This is a genomic window from Pseudomonas sp. FH4, from assembly GCF_000510915.2.
Classification (GTDB): Bacteria; Pseudomonadota; Gammaproteobacteria; order Pseudomonadales; family Pseudomonadaceae; genus Aquipseudomonas; species Aquipseudomonas brenneri.
Genome location: NZ_AOHN01000034.1, coordinates 1 through 18,784 on the forward strand (window position 1 = coordinate 1; position 18,784 = coordinate 18,784).

An 18,784-nucleotide genomic window follows, 5' to 3' on the forward strand; every position below is an offset into this window, starting at 1 on the left:
AACTCACTGTTTACCAAGGAGTTTTCCGTTTCGACTGCGCCGGAAGCGGGGCGAATTATAGACAGATATAAATCGCCGTCAACCGTTAATTTAGTTTTTCTATCGATATACCCAAAAGCCCTCTGTTCTATTAGAGAAGACGCACAAAACTGAGCAATATATTGCCCATTCTGAACCAGTTGATCATCATAGCGGCTTCTGCCTTTATATGACCCTGGACAAACACCCCCAATGACCACCTCATCCCGCAGCCTGGGCTCCGCGCTTTTCCCTGTCGGCCTGCTGCTCATTGCCATGGCCTCGATCCAGTCGGGCGCCTCGCTGGCCAAAAGCATGTTCCCTGTCGTAGGCGCCCAAGGCACCACTACGCTGCGCCTGGTTTTCGCCAGCATCATCATGCTGCTATTGCTTCGTCCCTGGCGTGCAAAACTCACCGCCAAGTCGCTGCGCACCGTCATCGTCTACGGGATGGCGCTTGGCGGCATGAACTTCCTCTTCTATATGTCATTGCGCACCGTGCCCCTAGGGATTGCGGTGGCCCTTGAGTTCACCGGCCCACTGGCCGTTGCCATCTATGCTTCGCGGCGTGCCGTCGACTTCCTGTGGATAGCCTTGGCCATCATCGGCCTGCTGCTATTGATACCGGTTGGCGAAGCCAGCCAAGGCATCGACTTGACCGGCGCCGCCTATGCATTGGGCGCGGGTATTTGCTGGGCCCTCTATATTCTGTTCGGGCAGAAGGCTGGCGCAGACAACGGTGTCCAGACAGCCGCCCTCGGTGTGATGATTGCTGCACTGTTTGTCGCGCCTATCGGTATCGTCCATGCCGGTAGCGCCCTGCTGACACCCGCACTGATTCCAATCGCCATCGGCGTGGCGATTCTTTCCACCGCCCTCCCCTACACCCTGGAGATGGTCGCCCTGACCCGACTGCCCGCACGTACCTTCGGCACCCTGATGAGTATCGAGCCCGCATTCGGCGCGCTTTGCGGGTTGTTTTTCCTCCAGGAATACCTGTCCCTGGCGCAATGGCTGGCTATCGCCTGCATTATCCTGGCCTCCGTGGGCGCGACGCTGACTATGCGCAGCCAGTCAACGCCAATCGTCGCGGCAGATTGAGACAGGATTTAACGAAGCTCTGGCATTTGCCGCTCAATTAGGCCATGTTTAGGCTGTAACTCGGTGTCAGTCATGGAATTTTTCAAATAGGGACATCCACGAACGCTACACTTGAGAGCGAGCAAAGCCAGCATCGGGCATTCCAACGGCGCGGCTATTAAGGATGGTAATGAAGCGAATTTTGATAGTGCTTGTCGTCATCGCCCTTGCAGGGTGTGCAGCAACCACCAAGACAGAAGTCAAACGCGGAAAGAAAGGGCTGCATATCAACTGCTCCGGCCTGTCCTCCTCCTGGGACCAGTGCTATATCAGCGCAGCCAACTCGTGCGGCAAGAAGGGCTACAGAGTCATCGCCAAGTCCGGCGACAATAGTGAAGAGCCGGGTGACTACCCCTTTGGCCTCAACCCTGCCGGCTATACCAGCCGAAGCATGATCGTGCTCTGCAAGTAAGTGGTCATTGCTGGGCGATTCTCTGGCTGAGCTCTTTATAGCTCGATGAAAGCACCTGCTCCTGAACGTGCGGGTCGACCATCATTCTGGCCACCACCAATGCGCCCACGCACTGGGACAAAATGGCCCAGGCCAGGCTGTCACTCTCCAGAGTCCGCGCCCAGTTGGCCTGCAATCGACAAATCCACTCCTGTGCCTGCTGGCGTACAGCTATATCAGCGCGAGCAATATCCGCCCCCATGCTTGGCAAAGCACAGCCGTCTTGCACCTGCTCCACGTGGGCCATGCTCAAATAAATCTTCAGGCACCGCCCCAGGCGCTCGCGACTCTGCACGTCTCCCGCCCCCAGACGCTCAAGGCTTTGGCTCAACTCGCGCTCGACGATTGAACTGAACAGCGCATCCTTGGACGAAAAGTGGCTATAGAACGCCCCCCCGCTCAAGCCAATAGCCTTCATCAAGCCGTCCACGCCAACACTGACAAACCCTTCTTTTTTAGCCAGGGCCGCACTGCTTTGCAGGAGCTTGTCTCTGGTTTGCTGCTTGTGACTGACTGAATAGCGCATCGCCTCTCCCCCTGAATACAGTGCCTTGACGCCTGCCAGATCGTAGCATAACGTACGTTTAGTTAACGATCGTTTAGCAAAGGACTTCCCCATGACTGAGAATAAGAAAATCGTACTGGTCGTCGGCGCAGGTGATGCTACAGGCGGCGCAATCGCCAAGCGCTTTGCCCGTGAGGGTTATGTAGCCTGCGTCACTCGCCGCAGTGCCGACAAACTACAACCCTTGGTGGACAGCATTCAGGCTGCAGGCGGTGAGGCCCACGGTTTTGCCTGCGATGCGCGCAAGGAGGACGAGGTCATCGCGCTGATTGAGCAGATCGAGAGCGAGCGGGGTCCGATTGAGGCTTTCGTGTTCAACATCGGCGCCAACGTGCCTTGCAGCATTCTGGAAGAAACCGCACGCAAGTATTTCAAGATATGGGAGATGGCCTGCTTCTCCGGCTTCCTGAATGCTCGGGAAGTAGCAAAGCGCATGGCAACCCGCCGACGCGGGACGATCCTGTTTACCGGTGCCACCGCCGGGTTGCGCGGCGCCGCTGGCTTCGCTGCCTTCGCCGGGGCCAAACATGGGATTCGCGCCCTCGCTCAAAGCATGGCGCGCGAGCTTGGCCCGATGAACATCCATGTGGCTCATGTGGTGGTGGATGGCGCCATCGATACGGACTTCATCCGCGACAACTTCCCAACCAAATACGCGCTCAAGGACCAGGATGGCATCCTTGATCCCGCACATATTGCCGACAACTATTGGTACCTGCACAGCCAGCCACGGGATGCCTGGACCTTCGAGTTGGATCTGCGCCCCTGGAACGAAACCTGGTAAGCACGCCTACATAACAATAAGCAGCGAGCATCCGACATGAGCAAAACCCTGGAATTTTTCTTCGACCTCGGCAGCCCCACCACCTACCTGGCCTATACCCAACTGCCCGGAATCTGTGCCGAAACCGGCAGCCAATTGGTGTATCAGCCCATACTCCTGGGCGGCATCTTCAAAGCCACCGGAAACGCCTCTCCCATCACAATTGCGGCCAAGGGCCGCTACATGCTGCAAGACCTGGCACGCTACGCCAAGCGTTACGACGTGCCGCTCAAGTTCAACCCGCACTTCCCCATCAACACCCTGACACTGATGCGCGCCGTCACCGGCATTCAACTCCGTCAGCCGGAACGTTTTATCGACTTCATCGACTGCCTGTTCAGGGCGCTATGGGTGGATGGACGCAACTTGGGGGATCTGGCAGTGGTAGCAGCGGTCTTGGCCGAACACGGCTTCGACCCTGCCCAGGTACTGGAATTGACCCAGGATGAGGAAGTAAAGGACACCCTCAAGCACAAGACCGAAGAGGCGATTGCCCGGGGCGTGTTTGGTGCACCTAGCCTGTTTGTCGGTCAACAGCTGTTCTTCGGCCAGGATCGCCTGGATTTTGTCCGCGAAGCCTTGAGCTAAGACCTGCAAGCCGCTCGCAAGCCTGCGCCTGCGAGCGGCCGCCCCTTAGATGGCAGCCGTACGCACCTGCAACCACTCCAACGCAGCGCCACTGAGCAACGGGCTCAAGCGATGACGCACCTCAACGTGATAGTCGTTGAACCACTGGCGCTCCTCGGTCGTCAGCAATGACGGCACCAGGCAACGGGTATCGATCGGGCACAGGGTCAGGGTTTCGAACTTGAGGAATTCGCCGAACTCGGTCTTGCCCGCCTCGCGGTTCAACACCAGGTTCTCGATACGCACCCCCCAACGACCCGGGCGGTAGGTACCCGGCTCAATGGAGGTGATCATTCCCGGCTGCATCGCGGTTTGCGGTGCGGCCGCAGCCTGGTAGGCAATCACCTGCGGACCTTCATGAACATTGAGGAAGTAGCCAACCCCGTGACCGGTGCCATGACCGTAATCCACACCCTCGGCCCAGATCGGCGCACGGGCGATGGCGTCCAGCAAGGGCGAGAGAATGCCCTTGGGGAAATGCGCACGCGACAGCGCAATCACCCCCTTGAGCACACGAGTGCAATCGCGTTTTTGTTCCTCGCTCGGCGTGCCGATTGGCACCATCCGCGTGATATCGGTGGTGCCGCCCAGGTATTGGCCGCCAGAATCAATCAACAACAGGCCATCACCTTCGATCACCGCATGCTCTTCTTCGGTCGCATGGTAATGCGGCATCGCGCCATTGCCATTGAAGGCGGCGATGGTATTGAAGCTCAGCGACACATAATCCGGGCGCCGGGTACGCGCAGCCGTCAAGTGCTCGTCAATCGTCAGCTCGGTAATGCGCTCGCGCCCCAGGGCCGAGTCCAGCCAGGCGAAAAACTCGCACAGGGCCGCGCCATCCTGCTCCATCGCCCGGCGAATATGCTCGGCATCCGCCAGGCTTTTGCGGGACTTGGCCAGCGTGGTCGGGTTGAGGCCTTCCACAAGCTTGACGCCACTGCCCAGGTTATCCAGCAACCCTGCGGTCACGCGCGCCGGGTCGACCTGCAGGCTGGCACCGTCCGGCACTTCACCCAGGGCCGCCGCCACTTCACTGTAGTCACGCAGCGTCACGCCATCCTGTTCCAGCACTTCACGCAACGGGGCATCGACCTTGCCGAGGGCAACAAACAGGGTTGCCTGCTGCTGGTTGATCAGGGCGAATGACACAAACACCGGGTTGAACGAAACATCTGCACCACGCAGGTTGAACAGCCAGGCGATGTCATCCAGGGTGGCGATGAAATGCCAATCCGCACCCTTGTCCTTCAGGCCGGCGCGCAGTGCAGCGAGTTTTTCGCCTCGGCTGACAGTGGCCTGGGGCGGCAGGTGCTGGTAGATCGGCTGGTTTGGCAGCGCCGGACGGTCGGTCCAGACTTCACTCAACAAATCGATGTCAGTACGCAGGCGAGCACCACGCTCCGCCAACTTGCCGCCCAGGGTGCGGGCCGACGCAACGGCCATCACCGCACCATCCACCGCCACTACCCCGCCTTCCGGGGTGTGTTCGCCCAGCCATTCCAGCGGGCCGGACTGCCCCGGTTGCAGCTTCACCAACTCAATGCCGCTACCGCTGAGCTCCTTGGCCGCCTGCTCCCAGTAACGGCTGTCAGCCCAGACGCCGGCGAAATCAGGCGTGACGATCAACGTGCCTACCGACCCATGAAACCCCGACAACCACTGCCGCCCCTGCCAGTAGCCCGGCAAGTATTCGGACAGGTGCGGGTCGGCGGATGGAACCAGCAGGGCATCGATGCCCTCCCGTTTCATCAACTCGCGGGTATGCGCCAGGCGCTGGGGAACCGTTCCATGGGTCAAAGGCTGCGTACTCATCTTGTCTCCTGCTAACCACTAATAATTGTTATGTGTTTCAAACTGCCCAGAAGGCCGGTGCGCTGGCCAACGCGGCCTTGATCAATTGCACTGCCTGATCGATATCCTGCTCGGTGGTAAACCGCCCCAGGCTCAGGCGAATGGTGCGGCCGGCACTGCGCGCATCATGCCCCAGGGCAAGCAGCACATGGGAGGGTGCATTGCTGGCCGAATTGCAGGCGGAGGTTGCCGAAAAGGCAATGCCGGCGCTCAAGGCTGCCGAATTGAACTCGCCTTCACTGAAGGTCAGGCTCAAGGTGTGGGGAATGCGCTGGGTGGCGCTGCCATTCAGGCGCACGCCGGGGATGCTCAGCACTTGCTCAAGCAGACGCTCGCGCAGGGCGACAATGCCCGCCGACTCTTCGGCAAAGGAGTGCGCAGCCAACGCAAAGGCGCTGCCCATGCCCGCGATCTGGTGGGTCGCCAGGGTGCCGGAACGCAGCCCGCCTTCATGACCGCCACCGTGGATCTGCGCCGTGACGTTCTGCTGTGCTCGCGGCCCGACATACAACGCGCCGATGCCTTTGGGGCCATACAGCTTGTGCGCAGAAAACGACATCAGGTCGACCGGCCAACGCGCCAGGTCAATCTCGACCTTGCCCGCCCCTTGCGCCGCATCCACATGCAACAGCGCGCCATGCTCACGCACCCGCACGCCGATGGCCGGGATGTCATTGAGCGTACCCAGCTCATTGTTGACCAGCATCAACGACACCAGGAACGTGTCTTCACGCAGTGCCTGGCTGACGGCCTCGACGGTGATCAGGCCGTCGGCGTCCGGCACCAGGTAGGTCACGGCAATTCCGGCGTCCTGCAATTGGCGCGCGGTGTCCAGCGTCGCCTTGTGCTCGATCTGGCTGGTGATCATATGACCACCGGCCACGCCGCGCGCCTGGGCTACGCCCTTGAGCGCAAGGTTGTTGGACTCGGTGGCACCGGAGGTCCAGACGATCTGCTCGGGCTGGGCGCCGACCAACTCCGCTACCTGCCGACGCGCCTGCTCGACCGTGTGCCGGGCCTGTTGGCCAAACGCGTGGGAGCTGGACGCAGGGTTACCGAAATTGGCGTTGAAACCCAGACACTCGACCATGACCTGGATGACCCGCTCATCCACCGGTGTGGTGGCGGCGTAGTCGAAATACAAAGGACGTTTATTCATGACGTTAAAGACCCGCAGAGCATGTTCCCGAGATCAGCGTCCCAGGGGCAGCGACCAGTACAGAGATTGTCAGGTTAACCCGATCGGATGCCGTTAAAGAATTTAAAAGTGCGTAGGAACGCTCCTGAAATTGAGCTTAACAGGCTCGATGAAAAGGATGGAAAACAAAAAGCCCGAAGTACCTGCTCGGAACCTCGGGCCCTGGGACACCGCCAATCGTTTCAACTGGGACGGCCATGCAGCGTTACGCTGCGTTCGGCATTCATTTCACCTTGGCGATCAAAGCCAAAAGGTTTCTGTGGCTGGGCAGCCAGTTCGGCTTTCTTGTGTTGGTATTCGTCAAACGACAAACCACGGCGGTTAAGCCCCTCCATCGCCAACTGCCTGGTTTCCTCAGCGGTATACGGGCGCAGTTCGGGTCCAGGCTGAGCGGCACAACCGGCGAGGAAAGAGGCAATCAGCAACAAGGCAACAGAGAGTGAATGGTTCATGGCGAAGGTCCTGCGAATGGGCTGTCAAGGCAATGAACACAGGCTACTCCCAGCCCTTCGCAGGGAAAAATCATCCTCTGTGATAGTCGCTATCAGCCAATTCCACATATTCATTAAAGATATATAAATATAGAAATCAGTTCGTTTACGGAATAAAAGAGACGCTCTATAACAGTCCCCCAACGCCGCAACTGTTGCCCATACAACTGTTGATCCGGCAACACTCCCTGTTGAACACCGCTCAAGGACTTGTCATGGATGTTTTCTGGTTTCTTCCGACCCATGGCGACGGCCATTTCCTCGGTACCACCCAAGGCGCCCGCCCAGTCACCCTCAACTACCTGAAACAAGTGGCCCAGGCCGCCGACAACCTCGGCTACCACGGCGTACTGATTCCCACAGGCCGCTCCTGCGAAGACTCCTGGGTCATTGCCTCGGCGCTGGTGCCCTTGACCGAGCGCCTGCGCTACCTAGTGGCAATCCGCCCGGGGATCATCTCGCCCACCGTGTCCGCGCGCATGGCCGCCACCCTCGACCGCCTGTCCAACGGCCGCCTGCTGATCAACGTGGTGACCGGCGGCGACCCCGATGAAAACCGCGGTGACGGCAGCTTCCTCGACCACAGCGAACGTTATGAGGTGACCGATGAGTTCCTCAAGATCTGGCGCCGGGTATTGCAGGGCGAATCTGTCGACTTTGAAGGCAAACACCTGAAGGTGCAAAACGCCAAGGCCCTCTATCCGCCGGTCCAGAAGCCCTACCCGCCGCTGTACTTCGGTGGGTCATCCGATGCCGCCCATGACCTCGCCGCCGAGCAGGTGGACGTGTACCTGACCTGGGGCGAACCACCGGCAGCTGTCGCGGAAAAACTCGCCGATGTGCGCGAGCGCGCAGCCCGCCATGGCCGTACCGTCAAGTTCGGGATCCGCCTGCATGTGATCGTGCGCGAAACCGAAGACGAGGCCTGGAAAGCAGCCGCCAGGTTGATCGAGCACATCAGCGACGACACCATCGCCGCCGCGCAAAAATCCTTCTCGCGCTTTGACTCCGAAGGCCAGCGCCGCATGGCTGCCCTGCACGATGGGCGGCGCGACAACCTGGAAATCGCCCCCAACCTATGGGCCGGCGTCGGCCTGGTGCGCGGAGGTGCTGGCACTGCATTGGTGGGCAACCCGCAGCAAGTGGCCGAGCGGATCAAGGAGTACGCCGACCTCGGTATCGAGAGCTTCATTTTTTCCGGCTACCCGCACCTGGAAGAAGCCTATCGCTTTGCCGAACTGGTGTTCCCGTTGCTGCCGGAACCCTACGCCAGCCTTGCCGGACGTGGCGTCACCAACCTCACCGGGCCGTTCGGCGAAATGATTGCCAACGATGTACTGCCAAAACGCTGATATCAACTTTATGTGGGAGCTGGCTTGCCGCTCCCACAGTGATTGCGTCAGGCATTAGGTTTTTTGAGGAGCTCCGCGTGACAGCCAAACCCCATAGCGTCCTGCCAACCCCCTTGCAGACCGCCAAGCTGCTGGCCGCCGAATTCGCCCTCAGCGCCGTGGAGCGTGACGAGCGCGGCGGTACGCCCAAGGCTGAGCGCGACGCCCTGCGCCACAGTGGCCTGCTGGCCCTGAGCATTCCCACCCAGTACGGCGGCCTTGGCGCACGCTGGAGCGAAACCCTGGAAATCGTGCGCGAGTTCGCCAAAGTCGACAGTTCCATCGCCCACGTCTTCGGCTTCCATCATCTGATGTTGGCCACCGTGCGCCTGTTTTCCCGCCCGGAGCAATGGCAGCCCTGGTTCGAACAGACCGCCCGCAAGCACTGGTTCTGGGGCAATGCCCTGAACCCGCTGGACACGCGCACGGTGGTCAAGGATTTCGGCGGCTGGCGTGAGTTTTCCGGTAAAAAGAGCTTCTGCTCCGGCGCCAGCGACTCGCAGATGCTGATCGCCTCGGCCGTCGATGAAAGCGCCGGCGGCAAGCTGCTGATCGCCGCCATTCCCAGCGGGCGCAGTGGCATTACCGTGCATAACGATTGGAACAGTATCGGCCAGCGCCAGACCGACAGTGGCAGCGCCAGCTTTGAACGCGTCCGGGTCGAAGAGTCAGAGCTGTTGCTCGACCCCGGCCCCCTTAGCACGCCGTTCGCCTGCCTGCGTCCATTGATTGCCCAACTGACATTCACCCATATGTTCCTCGGCATTGCCGAAGGCGCGTTTGAGGAGGCGCGCAACTACACCCTCGCCGAAACCCGGCCCTGGCATAAATCCAGCGTCCAGGATGTGCGTCAGGACCCTTATGTGCTCAACCACTACGGCGAGTTCTGGGTCGCGCTGGAAGGCGTGCGCCTGCTGGTACAACGGGCCGCCGAGTTGCTGGACCAGGCCTGGGCCAAGGGCCCTGCCTTGAGTGAAGACGAGCGCGGGCAACTGGCGATTGCCATCGCCACGGCCAAGGTCGCCGCCACCCGCAACGGCCTGGAGCTGTGCAGCCGCCTGTTTGAAGTCACCGGCGCCCGCTCCACCCACGCCTCGCTGCGCCTGGACCGCCACTGGCGCAACCTGCGCACCCAAAGCCTGCACGATCCGGTGGACTACAAACTCCACGAACTGGGTGACTGGGCCTTGAACCAGTCCCTGCCGACGCCAACGTTCTATTCCTAAGAGGTGCCCATGCAGCTTTTGACCCTACCGCCCTCGCCACGTCGATTCGCGCCACCGCGCAAGTCTTCGAGGACCCGAAATCCCAGGCCCTGCTCGCGCATATCCAGCAAGTGGCGCCCAGCGAAGCCAGCGTGCTGATCATCGGCGAAACCGGCACTGGTAAAGAGCTGGTGGCCCGCCACATCCACAACCTCAGCGCCCGGCGCAACCGGCCCTTCGTGGCGGTGAACTGCGGGGCGTTTTCCGAATCGCTGGTGGAGGCAGAGTTGTTCGGTCATGAAAAAGGCGCGTTCACCGGCGCCCTCAGTGCCAAGGCCGGCTGGTTCGAAGAGGCCGACGGCGGCACCTTGTTCCTCGATGAGATCGGTGATCTGCCCATGGCCATCCAGGTCAAGCTGCTGCGCGTCCTGCAAGAGCGCGAAGTGGTGCGCCTGGGGTCACGCAAGAGCATTCCCATTGACGTGCGGGTACTGGCGGCGACCAATGTACAACTGGAAAAAGCCATCAACGCCGGGCATTTCCGTGAAGACCTGTATTACCGCCTGGACGTGGTCAGCCTGGAACTGAGCCCCTTGCGCGAACGCCCCGGCGATATCCTGCCCCTGACCCGGCACTTTATCGACGCCTACAGCCAGCGCCTGGGCTACGGCCCCATCACCATCAGCCCCGAGGCCGAGCAAAGGCTCAAGGGTTACAGTTGGCCGGGCAATATTCGTGAACTGGAAAACGTCATTCACCACACCCTGCTGATTTGCCGCAATGGCGTAATCGAGCGCGATGACCTGCGCCTGTCGAACATGCGCATCGAGCGCCAGGACGACAGCCAGCACTGCATCGACAACAGCGCAGAAGCCTTGTTGGAGCGCGCCTTCCAGAAGCTGTTCGACGAACAGGCCGGCGCCTTGCATGAAAAAGTCGAGGACGCGTTGCTGCGCGCCGCCTACCGCTTCAGCCACTACAACCAGGTACATACCGCCAACCTGCTGGGCCTGAGCCGCAATGTCACGCGTACGCGCCTGATCAAGATCGGTGAACTGGCGGTGAACAAGCGCCGCCCTGGGGGAAACCTGCAAGGTGAACGCATGCTGCATCTATCTATATAGGTTGCACGCCAAGGCGTTGTCCTGGCTGCGCTCGATACTGCGCAGCACCTGGAATGAGCCAAAGGTCACGGCCGTGGCCTGATGGGCACGAATCAATGTCCAAAAATCCTCGCCCTCACGCTCCAGGCACTTGAACGCCGTATCGCCATCTTCGCGGGTCTGCCACTGCAGGTAGTTGAGCACCCGCCGCCCATCTTCGCTGACCTGCACACTGGCGCTCAGAAACCCCTCATGGCCTTGGGCCAGGCGCTCGGTCTGCTCAGACAGCGCCAACACCAGCGCGGACTGCTGCCGGGGCTCGATCTGAAACTCGATCATTTGGGTAAAACCATGACTTTTCGCTGATACCTGCATGACCAATCCCCTCTCTCTGTAGGTGCAATCGTGCGATCCGATGCCACGCAGGGTAAAACCTCTAGTTAAGTCAAGGTCAAGCCTCTGTTGTGCAAATATTCAGGGGGCAGCGCTCACGCCAAGCCAAACATGACAGTCGTCGGGTGCCCAGAGGCCACGAAAGACCTGGCCTATAGTGAACAGACCGGAAAAACCGGCCCCCTGTACAACCTCAAGGAGAACGAAATGAGCGTCAAACCCATTCCCGAGGGCTATCACAGCATCACGCCCTACCTGGGTATCGATAAGGCGGCTGAAGCGATCGAGTTTTATAAAAAAGCCTTCGGTGCCATTCAAATCATGCGCCTGGACATGCCGGACGGTAAGGTTGGCCATGCCGAGCTGCGCATTGGTGATTCGCCAATCATGCTGGCCTCACCCTGCGATGAAATGGCCTTCGGCAGTCCTGGCAGCCATCCCACCAGCGTTGGCCTGCACCTTTATGTGACAGACGTGGACGCGCAGTACAAACAAGCCATCGCAGCCGGCGCCACGGTAATTTCCGAACCCAAGGATCAGTTCTACGGCGACCGCTCCGGGACGTTGAAGGATCCGTTCGGGCATGTGTGGTTCCTCGCCACCCATATAGAAGAATTGACCGAGGAACAGATTCGCCAGCGCGCCAAGGATCTGTTCCCATAGCCGCTATACGTTGCAACATGAGAACCCGATCACATGTAGGAGCCGGCTTGCCGGCGAAAAACCCGAGAACAACGCGGGGCATCAGGCATGCCCCCGTTATCGTTGACGATTATCGCTGGCAAGCCAGCGCCTACAGTTTGGTGCACGTCAGGCAGAACTACCGGCAAATGCACATCTGAAACATTTACTTTCATTTTCGCCTTAGGGTTTTGCGATTCTCATCCGTCTTAACTTAGATACAGCCCGTCGCGTAAGCAAAAGCTACGACTGGGCCTTTCCCGGGCCTTCTCTGCCCCCTCCCGATCAAGACCCCCATAGACATGTCGAAGAAGTCACGCTCCAAACTCTGGTTTCTCGTCCACAGCTGGCTGGCATTGCCCATCTGGTTCTTTGTGCTGATCGTCTGCGTCACTGGGACCCTGGCGGTGGTCAGCCAGGAAATCGTCTGGCTGGCCAACCCGGATATCCGTGCCGACAAGCCCGCTGATGACACCGAGCTATTGAGCTATGACCAGATCATCAAGGCGATGAACCGCGCCGAACCGGACCTGATCGTCACCGACCTGATCCGTCACGACGAGTCCCACTTTGCACTAATGGCCCGGGTCACCTACCCCGACGGGCGCGCCGTGACGGTCTACGTCAACCCCTACACCGGAGTGATCCAGGGCATCAGCCCATCGTTCAACTTCGAGCAGTTCACCCGCGCCTTGCATGGGTGGTGGCTGGTGCCCTTCACCAATGGCTACAGCTGGGGCTGGTATCTGGTGTCGTTTCTCGGCTTGCCGATGCTGGCGTCGCTGGTCACGGGCCTGGTGGTCTACAAACGTTTCTGGAAAGGCTTTTTCAAACCCACCCTGCGTTTCAAGCATGGCGCGCGGATCTTCTGGGGCGACTTTCATCGCCTGAGCGGGATCTGGTCGATCTGGTTTATCGCCGTCATCTCCATTACCGGCACCTGGTTCCTGATCGAAGCGACACTGTCGGATAACCAGATCACTATTTCCACAGCGCCAATTGTGCCGGTGATCAGCCGGGACAAGGTGCCGATGTCTGACCCTGGCGTACCGGCCCCCATGATGCCCATCGACGAAGCGATTCGTATTGCCACCGAGCGTATTCCCGGGCTGGAAACCACCTTCATCACCCTGCCAAGTACCGCCTACAGCCACCTGAGCATTGGTGGACGTGGCTGGTACCCGCTGATGTTCCAGACCGCCGAGATCAACCCCTACAACGGTGAAATCGCCTCCTCGCACCTGCTGTCCGACCGCTCGGCCCTGGAGTTCGTCACCGAGTCCATGCGCCCACTGCACACCGGCGACTTTGGCGGCCTGTGGATCAAGCTGATCTGGGCGTTTTTCGGCCTGTTGCTGAGCATGATGGTCCTCAGCGGGCTGTTGATCTGGAGCAAACGCACCGCGCTGGCGACGCTGCATGCTTTCAAACGCAACAACAAGGCACAACGCCAGGCCGAGCACTCTCAAGCCACGCCAGCCCTGCAGACTGAAACCCCGGAGGGCATACGATGAACAAGGCCACTACCGTGCAACCACCCTCGCCGCTGCGGGCCTTTTGGCACAAATGGCGTTTTCATATCAATGTCCTGCTGTTGCTGGTGCCTCTGGGCTTCATGCCCAAATACTTTGCCGATGCCGCACTGTTTCGCGGCGACAGCGGCCTGGGCGAACGTGAAGTGGGCGAGGTGCAGGTCGGCCCGTGGAGCCTGACACTGGCCGAACTGCGCAACGAAGCCCCGCGCCCGGACCCGGCAGGCCCGATGAAATCCTTCAATGCCGCGCTGTGCAAAGAGTGCGTCAAGCAGGTCAAGGCCACTTACCTGCGTATCGGCAAACCCCGTAGCCTGCGCGCCGCCGGGGTGATTTTCTTCGGCACCCCATACCGCATGGGCGCCGCCCTGCCGGTTCCTGAACGCACATCGCCCGACGCCGAACTGTGGATCACCATGGAAGGCTGGGACGGCAGCATGCAACAGGCCTCCATTCCCTTGAGCCAGGCTTCGCCTGCCACCGTCGCCTGGTTGACCCAGCAAGGAGTTAAACCATGACTTTGATTCGCCTGACACGCGCCTGCGCCGTGCTGATCCTCTGCGCCGGCGCAAGCACCCAAGCCCTGGCCCACAACCCGATGTGCGAATGCAAGGAAATCCCCGGCGAGCAGATCCAGTGCACCGGCGGTTTCTCCGACGGCAGCGGCGCGCCCGGCGTGACCCTGGATGTGATCGGCTACGACGAGACCATCCTGGTCCCCGGTAAGCTGGGCGCAGACTCTACGTTGACCTTCAAGAAACCTTCCGCCGAGTTCTATGTGCTGTTTGACGCAGGTCCCGGTCACGTTGTCGAGATCGACCAAGCGGATATCCAGGCCCAATGAGCAGCGTAACCCCAGGCACCACCCAGGTCGTCCGGCCTGCCGGCGCCGGCCACGAAACCCTCTATGTCCTGCTGCTGTGCCTGATCATCCTGGCCGTCGCCGGCACGGTGGTGTCCCTGCACGGTGAAACCCAGGCAGTCGAGGCGGTGTCCAGCCACCAGTTGGACGCCCGTCGCGACTTGAGCGCCGCCGAGCAAGGCATCTATGCCGACCTGCGGGTGACCCTGGATGAAATCCAGTTGCTCCAGCAGGAGCAGAGCGCCCTGCCAACGCCCGCGCAACTGGCCGAAGAAGGCTTCGCGCCGTTCGCCCAGGACGCCAGTTCGGTCAGCCGTGGCGACCACCGCTGGCAGTTGCTGGCGCCTTCGGCGTACCTGGGCTTGAGCCAGGCCAACAAAACCAGCGGTTCGCTGCTGATGCGCGTGAGCGGTGCCGAGCCGGATATCTGGCTCAACCGCAGCGCCAACCTGGCCGCCCCGACCGACCTTAGCGACCAGGGGCTGATCGCCGCTGGCTGGCAGCAGGTCGTTGCGCAATTCGACGCTGGTGTCACCCGCCAGCATCGCCACTGAATTCACGCTGTTTCCGAGAGAAGATCGATTGCCCATGTCTATGTCATCTCCCTTGCTCCGCCTGCTGCTGGTGGGCCTGTTCAGCGTCTTGCTGACACCCCTGGCCAATGCCGAGGCGGCCAAGCGCCTGCGTATCGGTATCACCCTGCACCCCTACTACAGCTATGTAGCCAATATCGTCGGCGACAAGGCCGAGGTGGTGCCGCTGATTCCGGCCGGCTTCAACCCCCATGCCTACGAGCCGCGCGCCGAAGATATCAAGCGCATCGGCAGCCTGGACGTGATTGTGCTCAATGGCGTCGGCCATGATGACTTCGCCGACCGCATGATCGCCACCAGCGAGCGCCCGGACATCCCGGTGATCGAGGCCAACGCCAACGTGCCGCTGCTGGCCGCCACCGGCAATGCGGCCCGTGGCGCTGGCAAAGTGGTCAACCCGCACACCTTCCTGTCCATCAGCGCATCCATTGCCCAGGTCAACAACATCGCCCGGGAGCTGGGTAAGCTCGACCCGGACAACGCCAAGACCTACACCCAGAACGCCCGTGCCTATGGCAAGCGCCTGCGCCAGATGCGCGCCGATGCCCTGGCCAAGCTCACCAGCGCGCCCAACGCCGACCTGCGCGTGGCCACGGTGCACGCCGCCTACGACTACCTGCTGCGCGAGTTCGGCCTGGAAGTGACCGCCGTGGTGGAACCGGCCCATGGCATCGAGCCAAGCCCGAGCCAACTGAAGAAGACCATCGACCAACTGCGCGAACTGGACGTGAAGGTGATCTTCTCGGAGATGGACTTCCCGTCCTCTTACGTTGACACCATCCAGCGTGAGTCGGGGGTCAAGCTGTACCCTCTGTCGCATATTTCCTACGGTGAATACAGCGCCGAGAAGTACGAAGTGGAAATGACCGGCAACCTTAATACCGTGGTCCGGGCCATCCAGGAGTCGGGGGCATGACGGCGGCTGAACACCTGAATGTGGCCAGCATCGGCCCGACGATCGAATTCGACAACGTCTCGCTGACCCTGGGCCGTACCGCGATCCTCGACAACGTGAGTTTCCAGGTGCAACCGGGCAGTATCCACGCCCTGGTCGGCCCCAATGGTGGCGGTAAGAGTTCGTTGATCAAGACCCTGCTGGGGCAGACCCCGCACCAGGGCCAACTGAGCCTGCACTGGCCCGGCGCCACAGGCACCATCGGCTACGTACCCCAGGCCCTGGAGTTCGACCGCGGCTTGCCGATGACCGTCGACGACTTCATGGCCGCCATGTGCCAGCGACGCCCGGCATTTCTTGGGCTGTCCCGGCATTACGCCGGCGCGATTGGCGAGGCACTGGAGCGCGTGGGCATGCAAGACAAGCGCAAACGCCGCATGGGAGCGCTGTCCGGCGGCGAGCGCCAGCGTGTGTTGCTGGCCCAGGGCTTGATCCCGGCGCCGCAACTGCTGGTCCTCGATGAACCGATGTCGGCCCTCGACGAAGCCGGGATCCAGGTATTCGAACGCCTGCTGAGCGACTGGCGCCAGGCCGGGATCACCGTGCTGTGGATCGAACACGACCTGGAGGCCGTCGGTCGCCTGGCCGACCGCGTCACCGGCCTGAACCGCCGCGTGCTGTTCGACGCCACGCCCAAGCAAGCACTGACCCCGGAGCGCCTGCTGACGCTGTTTTCCACCCATCCACGGAGCACAGCCCAATGAGCTACGAAGCCTTTCGCTTGATGGTCCAGGGCTGGGCTTCATCCGGCTATCTGCCGGAAGCCCTGGCCTATGGGTTTGTGGTCAACGCCCTGCTCGCCGGCCTGCTGATCGGCCCGGTGCTGGGTGGCCTGGGCACGCTGGTGGTGGTCAAGCGCTTTGCGTTCTTCTCCGAAGCCGTCGGCCACGCCGCACTCACCGGCGTGGCCGTGGGCATTCTGCTGGGGGAACCCTACACCGGGCCTTATGGCAGCCTGTTCGGTTACTGCCTGTTGTTCGGCATCCTGCTCAACTACCTGCGCAACCGCACCGGCCTGGCCCCCGATACGCTGATCGGCGTGTTCCTCTCGGTGTCCCTGGCGCTGGGCGCGAGCCTGCTGCTGATCCTCGCGGGCAAGATCAACGTGCACATTCTGGAAAACGTGCTGTTTGGTTCGGTGCTGACCGTCAACGGCAATGACCTGCTGGTGCTGGCGATTGTCGGCTCACTGGTGATGGCCCTGGCGCTGCCGCTGTACAACCGCATCATGCTCGCCAGCTTCAACCCACAACTGGCCGCCGTGCGTGGTGTGGCCGTGAAGACCCTGGACTACCTGTTCGTGATCCTCGTGACCCTGATCACCGTGGCGGCAGTCAAGGTCATCGGGGCGATCCTGGTGGGTGCCCTGCTGGTGATTCCCGCCGCTGCGGCGCGCCTGTTGAGCCAGTCGCTCAAAGGTTTCTTCTGGATCTCGGTGGTGATTGCCACGGTCAGCACCCTGTGCGGGATTCTGCTGCCGATCATCTTCGACCTGCCCATCCCGTCCGGTGCCGCGATCATCCTGGTCGCCGGCATCGCCTTCGCCCTGGCCGCCATTGCGCGCGGCACGGTCCCCAGCCTGAAAGGGAATCTCGGATAATGCGCCCTGTTCTACGCCCCCTGGCCCTGGCCATCGCTTGCCTGATCAGCCCTGCGCTGCTGACAGCCGCCCCTGCCAAACCACTGCCGGCCGCCGCCCAATCGGCCAAACCGGTCAAGGTCCTGGCGGCCTTGCCCGTCACCTACGGCCTGGCCGAAACCCTGCTCAAAGGTACCCAGGTCACGCTTGAACGCGCGGCACCGGCCAACCTGCCGGGCTCGCGCCAGACTTCGTACTTTACTGGGCGTGGCGCACCGGCCTTGCACACCCTGGCGCTGGACGCCGATGCCGCGATCGGCCTGCGCTCGCTGTGGCCGGATGACCCGCTGTACCCGGTAGCCCGACGCAGCAATATCCGTATTGTCGAAGTGGACGCCGCGCGCCCGGTAGACGGCGGTTTGCCGGGCGTGGCCCTGCAACCGGGCACCGTCGATGGTCTCAACAGCCAGCCGTGGCAATCGAGCAACAACCTGGGGCGCATGGCCGATGTGATGGCTGCCGACCTGAGCCGCCTGGCGCCTAGCGCCAAGGCACAAATCGGCAGCAACCTGGCCAGCCTCAAGCAACGCCTGCTCAAGCTCACTGCCGACAGCGAGGCACGCCTGGCCCAGGCCGATAACCTGAGCGTGGTCAGCCTGAGCGATCATTTTGCTTATCTGGTGAGTGGCTTGAACCTGGAGTTGCTCAGCACCGACCCACGGCCGGATACCGAATGGTCCGCCGAGGCGTTGCAAACACTGACGGCCAGCCTGAAGGACAACGACGTGGCACTAGTGCTGCACCATCGTCAACCGGCTGAGGCGGTGAAAGCCGCCATCAGCGCGGGGGGATCGACGCTGCTGGTGCTGAGCACCGACGGCGCAGACCCGGTGGCGGAGTTGGAAGGGAATGTGGATCAGGTGATCAAGGCATTGGCGCCCTGAAAGCAACGCAATACCTATGTGTGTGTGTGCGAGCTTATGTGGGAGCGGGCTTGCCCGCGATGACGGTGTATCAGTCAATTAATGTATCGACTGACACTCAGCCATCGCGGGCAAGCCCGCTCCCACATTTGTTTGCGTTCAGCCAGCAACTACCTGCGCATCCATCTTCTGGCGCAGACTCAGCGGGCGCATATCAGTCCACACTTCTTCGATGTAGGCCAGGCACTCTTTCTTCATCCCGCTTTTACCCACGGTGCGCCAGCCTTCTGGTACAGCCTTGTAGTCGGGCCAGATGGAATACTGTTCTTCATGGTTGACCACTACCTGGAACAGGATGTCTTCGCGGTCAAATACTGAGGTCATTGCGGTTCTCCGTCAC

21 protein-coding genes and 1 pseudogene are annotated in these 18,784 nt (G+C 61.1%); 16 read left to right on the forward strand and 6 right to left on the reverse strand.

What is annotated here, in order from left to right:
• The first annotated feature begins 231 nt into the window (after positions 1–231).
• Positions 232–1,119, forward strand: a complete 888-nt coding sequence (gene rhtA / locus H097_RS23190; protein WP_032862721.1) for a threonine/homoserine exporter RhtA — start codon at positions 232–234, stop codon at positions 1,117–1,119.
• A gap of 169 nt (positions 1,120–1,288) precedes the next feature.
• On the forward strand, positions 1,289–1,570 hold the full coding sequence (locus H097_RS23195; protein WP_032862722.1) for a hypothetical protein: 282 nt from the start codon (positions 1,289–1,291) through the stop codon (positions 1,568–1,570).
• A 4-nt stretch (positions 1,571–1,574) separates the two neighbouring features.
• Here H097_RS23195 and H097_RS23200 read toward each other — a convergent pair whose 3' ends face one another.
• Positions 1,575–2,135, reverse strand: a complete 561-nt coding sequence (locus H097_RS23200; protein ID WP_032862723.1) for a TetR/AcrR family transcriptional regulator — start codon at positions 2,133–2,135, stop codon at positions 1,575–1,577.
• A gap of 91 nt (positions 2,136–2,226) precedes the next feature.
• Here H097_RS23200 and H097_RS23205 point away from each other — a divergent pair, with 91 nt between their 5' ends.
• Both H097_RS23205 and H097_RS23210 read left to right on the forward strand, forming a co-directional pair.
• Entirely contained in the window at positions 2,227–2,958 is a 732-nt protein-coding gene (locus H097_RS23205) for an SDR family oxidoreductase (RefSeq protein ID WP_032862725.1), read from the forward strand.
• Between the two features lie 36 nt (positions 2,959–2,994).
• A complete protein-coding gene (locus H097_RS23210) occupies positions 2,995–3,585 on the forward strand; it encodes a 2-hydroxychromene-2-carboxylate isomerase (protein ID WP_032862726.1) in 591 nt (196 codons plus the stop codon).
• Positions 3,586–3,630: 45 nt separating this feature from the next.
• Here the strand turns inward: H097_RS23210 and H097_RS23215 are convergent, their stop codons facing one another.
• The 3 genes from H097_RS23215 to H097_RS23225 all read right to left on the reverse strand — a co-directional run bounded on the left by H097_RS23215 (position 3,631) and on the right by H097_RS23225 (position 7,128).
• Entirely contained in the window at positions 3,631–5,439 is a 1,809-nt protein-coding gene (locus H097_RS23215; protein WP_032862728.1) for an aminopeptidase P family protein, read from the reverse strand.
• A gap of 37 nt (positions 5,440–5,476) precedes the next feature.
• On the reverse strand, positions 5,477–6,637 hold the full coding sequence (locus H097_RS23220) for an aminotransferase class V-fold PLP-dependent enzyme (RefSeq protein WP_032862729.1): 1,161 nt from the start codon (positions 6,635–6,637) through the stop codon (positions 5,477–5,479).
• A 221-nt stretch (positions 6,638–6,858) separates the two neighbouring features.
• Positions 6,859–7,128, reverse strand: a complete 270-nt coding sequence (locus tag H097_RS23225; RefSeq protein ID WP_032862730.1) for a hypothetical protein — start codon at positions 7,126–7,128, stop codon at positions 6,859–6,861.
• A gap of 254 nt (positions 7,129–7,382) precedes the next feature.
• Here H097_RS23225 and ssuD point away from each other — a divergent pair, with 254 nt between their 5' ends.
• From ssuD to H097_RS23240, 3 genes and pseudogenes are all read left to right on the forward strand, one after another.
• Complete coding sequence (ssuD, locus tag H097_RS23230; RefSeq protein ID WP_032862731.1) at positions 7,383–8,519, forward strand: FMNH2-dependent alkanesulfonate monooxygenase; 1,137 nt, start codon at positions 7,383–7,385, stop codon at positions 8,517–8,519.
• 77 nt (positions 8,520–8,596) lie between these two features.
• On the forward strand, positions 8,597–9,784 hold the full coding sequence (locus H097_RS23235; RefSeq protein WP_032862733.1) for an acyl-CoA dehydrogenase family protein: 1,188 nt from the start codon (positions 8,597–8,599) through the stop codon (positions 9,782–9,784).
• A 9-nt stretch (positions 9,785–9,793) separates the two neighbouring features.
• Positions 9,794–10,887 (forward strand): annotated as a pseudogene (locus H097_RS23240) (sigma-54 dependent transcriptional regulator).
• Here the strand turns inward: H097_RS23240 and H097_RS23245 are convergent.
• Positions 10,876–11,241: an antibiotic biosynthesis monooxygenase gene (locus H097_RS23245; protein ID WP_032862734.1), complete on the reverse strand. Its 366-nt coding sequence runs from the start codon at positions 11,239–11,241 to the stop codon at positions 10,876–10,878. The pseudogene H097_RS23240 and the gene H097_RS23245 overlap by 12 nt on opposite strands.
• A gap of 225 nt (positions 11,242–11,466) precedes the next feature.
• On the opposite strand from H097_RS23245, the gene H097_RS23250 reads away from it, so the two are divergent.
• The 9 genes from H097_RS23250 to H097_RS23290 all read left to right on the forward strand — a co-directional run bounded on the left by H097_RS23250 (position 11,467) and on the right by H097_RS23290 (position 18,405).
• The gene (locus tag H097_RS23250; protein ID WP_032862736.1) at positions 11,467–11,922 is read left to right on the forward strand and encodes a VOC family protein; all 456 of its coding nucleotides are present in this window, start codon (positions 11,467–11,469) and stop codon (positions 11,920–11,922) included.
• A 320-nt stretch (positions 11,923–12,242) separates the two neighbouring features.
• Positions 12,243–13,454 carry a PepSY domain-containing protein gene (locus H097_RS23255; protein WP_032862738.1) on the forward strand — a complete coding sequence of 404 codons (1,212 nt, stop codon included), beginning with the start codon at positions 12,243–12,245 and terminating at the stop codon, positions 13,452–13,454.
• Positions 13,451–13,990 carry a hypothetical protein gene (locus H097_RS23260; RefSeq protein ID WP_032862740.1) on the forward strand — a complete coding sequence of 180 codons (540 nt, stop codon included), beginning with the start codon at positions 13,451–13,453 and terminating at the stop codon, positions 13,988–13,990. Before H097_RS23255 ends, H097_RS23260 begins: the two co-directional genes overlap by 4 nt.
• Positions 13,987–14,316 carry a hypothetical protein gene (locus tag H097_RS23265; RefSeq protein WP_032862741.1) on the forward strand — a complete coding sequence of 110 codons (330 nt, stop codon included), beginning with the start codon at positions 13,987–13,989 and terminating at the stop codon, positions 14,314–14,316. The genes H097_RS23260 and H097_RS23265 overlap by 4 nt, the downstream gene beginning before the upstream one ends.
• Complete coding sequence (locus H097_RS23270; RefSeq protein WP_032862742.1) at positions 14,313–14,888, forward strand: DUF6162 family protein; 576 nt, start codon at positions 14,313–14,315, stop codon at positions 14,886–14,888. The genes H097_RS23265 and H097_RS23270 overlap by 4 nt, the downstream gene beginning before the upstream one ends.
• 34 nt (positions 14,889–14,922) lie before the next feature.
• Positions 14,923–15,843: a metal ABC transporter substrate-binding protein gene (locus H097_RS23275; RefSeq protein WP_032862743.1), complete on the forward strand. Its 921-nt coding sequence runs from the start codon at positions 14,923–14,925 to the stop codon at positions 15,841–15,843.
• Entirely contained in the window at positions 15,840–16,586 is a 747-nt protein-coding gene (locus tag H097_RS23280) for a metal ABC transporter ATP-binding protein (protein ID WP_032862745.1), read from the forward strand. Before H097_RS23275 ends, H097_RS23280 begins: the two co-directional genes overlap by 4 nt.
• Entirely contained in the window at positions 16,583–17,482 is a 900-nt protein-coding gene (locus H097_RS23285) for a metal ABC transporter permease (RefSeq protein WP_029300631.1), read from the forward strand. Before H097_RS23280 ends, H097_RS23285 begins: the two co-directional genes overlap by 4 nt.
• Entirely contained in the window at positions 17,482–18,405 is a 924-nt protein-coding gene (locus H097_RS23290; RefSeq protein WP_032862747.1) for a zinc ABC transporter substrate-binding protein, read from the forward strand. The genes H097_RS23285 and H097_RS23290 overlap by 1 nt, the downstream gene beginning before the upstream one ends.
• Before the next feature lie 138 nt (positions 18,406–18,543).
• On the opposite strand, the gene H097_RS23295 is transcribed toward H097_RS23290, so the two are convergent.
• Positions 18,544–18,768, reverse strand: coding sequence for an MbtH family protein (locus H097_RS23295; RefSeq protein WP_032862749.1), 225 nt, complete (start codon positions 18,766–18,768; stop codon positions 18,544–18,546).
• Between the last annotated feature and the right edge of the window lie 16 nt (positions 18,769–18,784).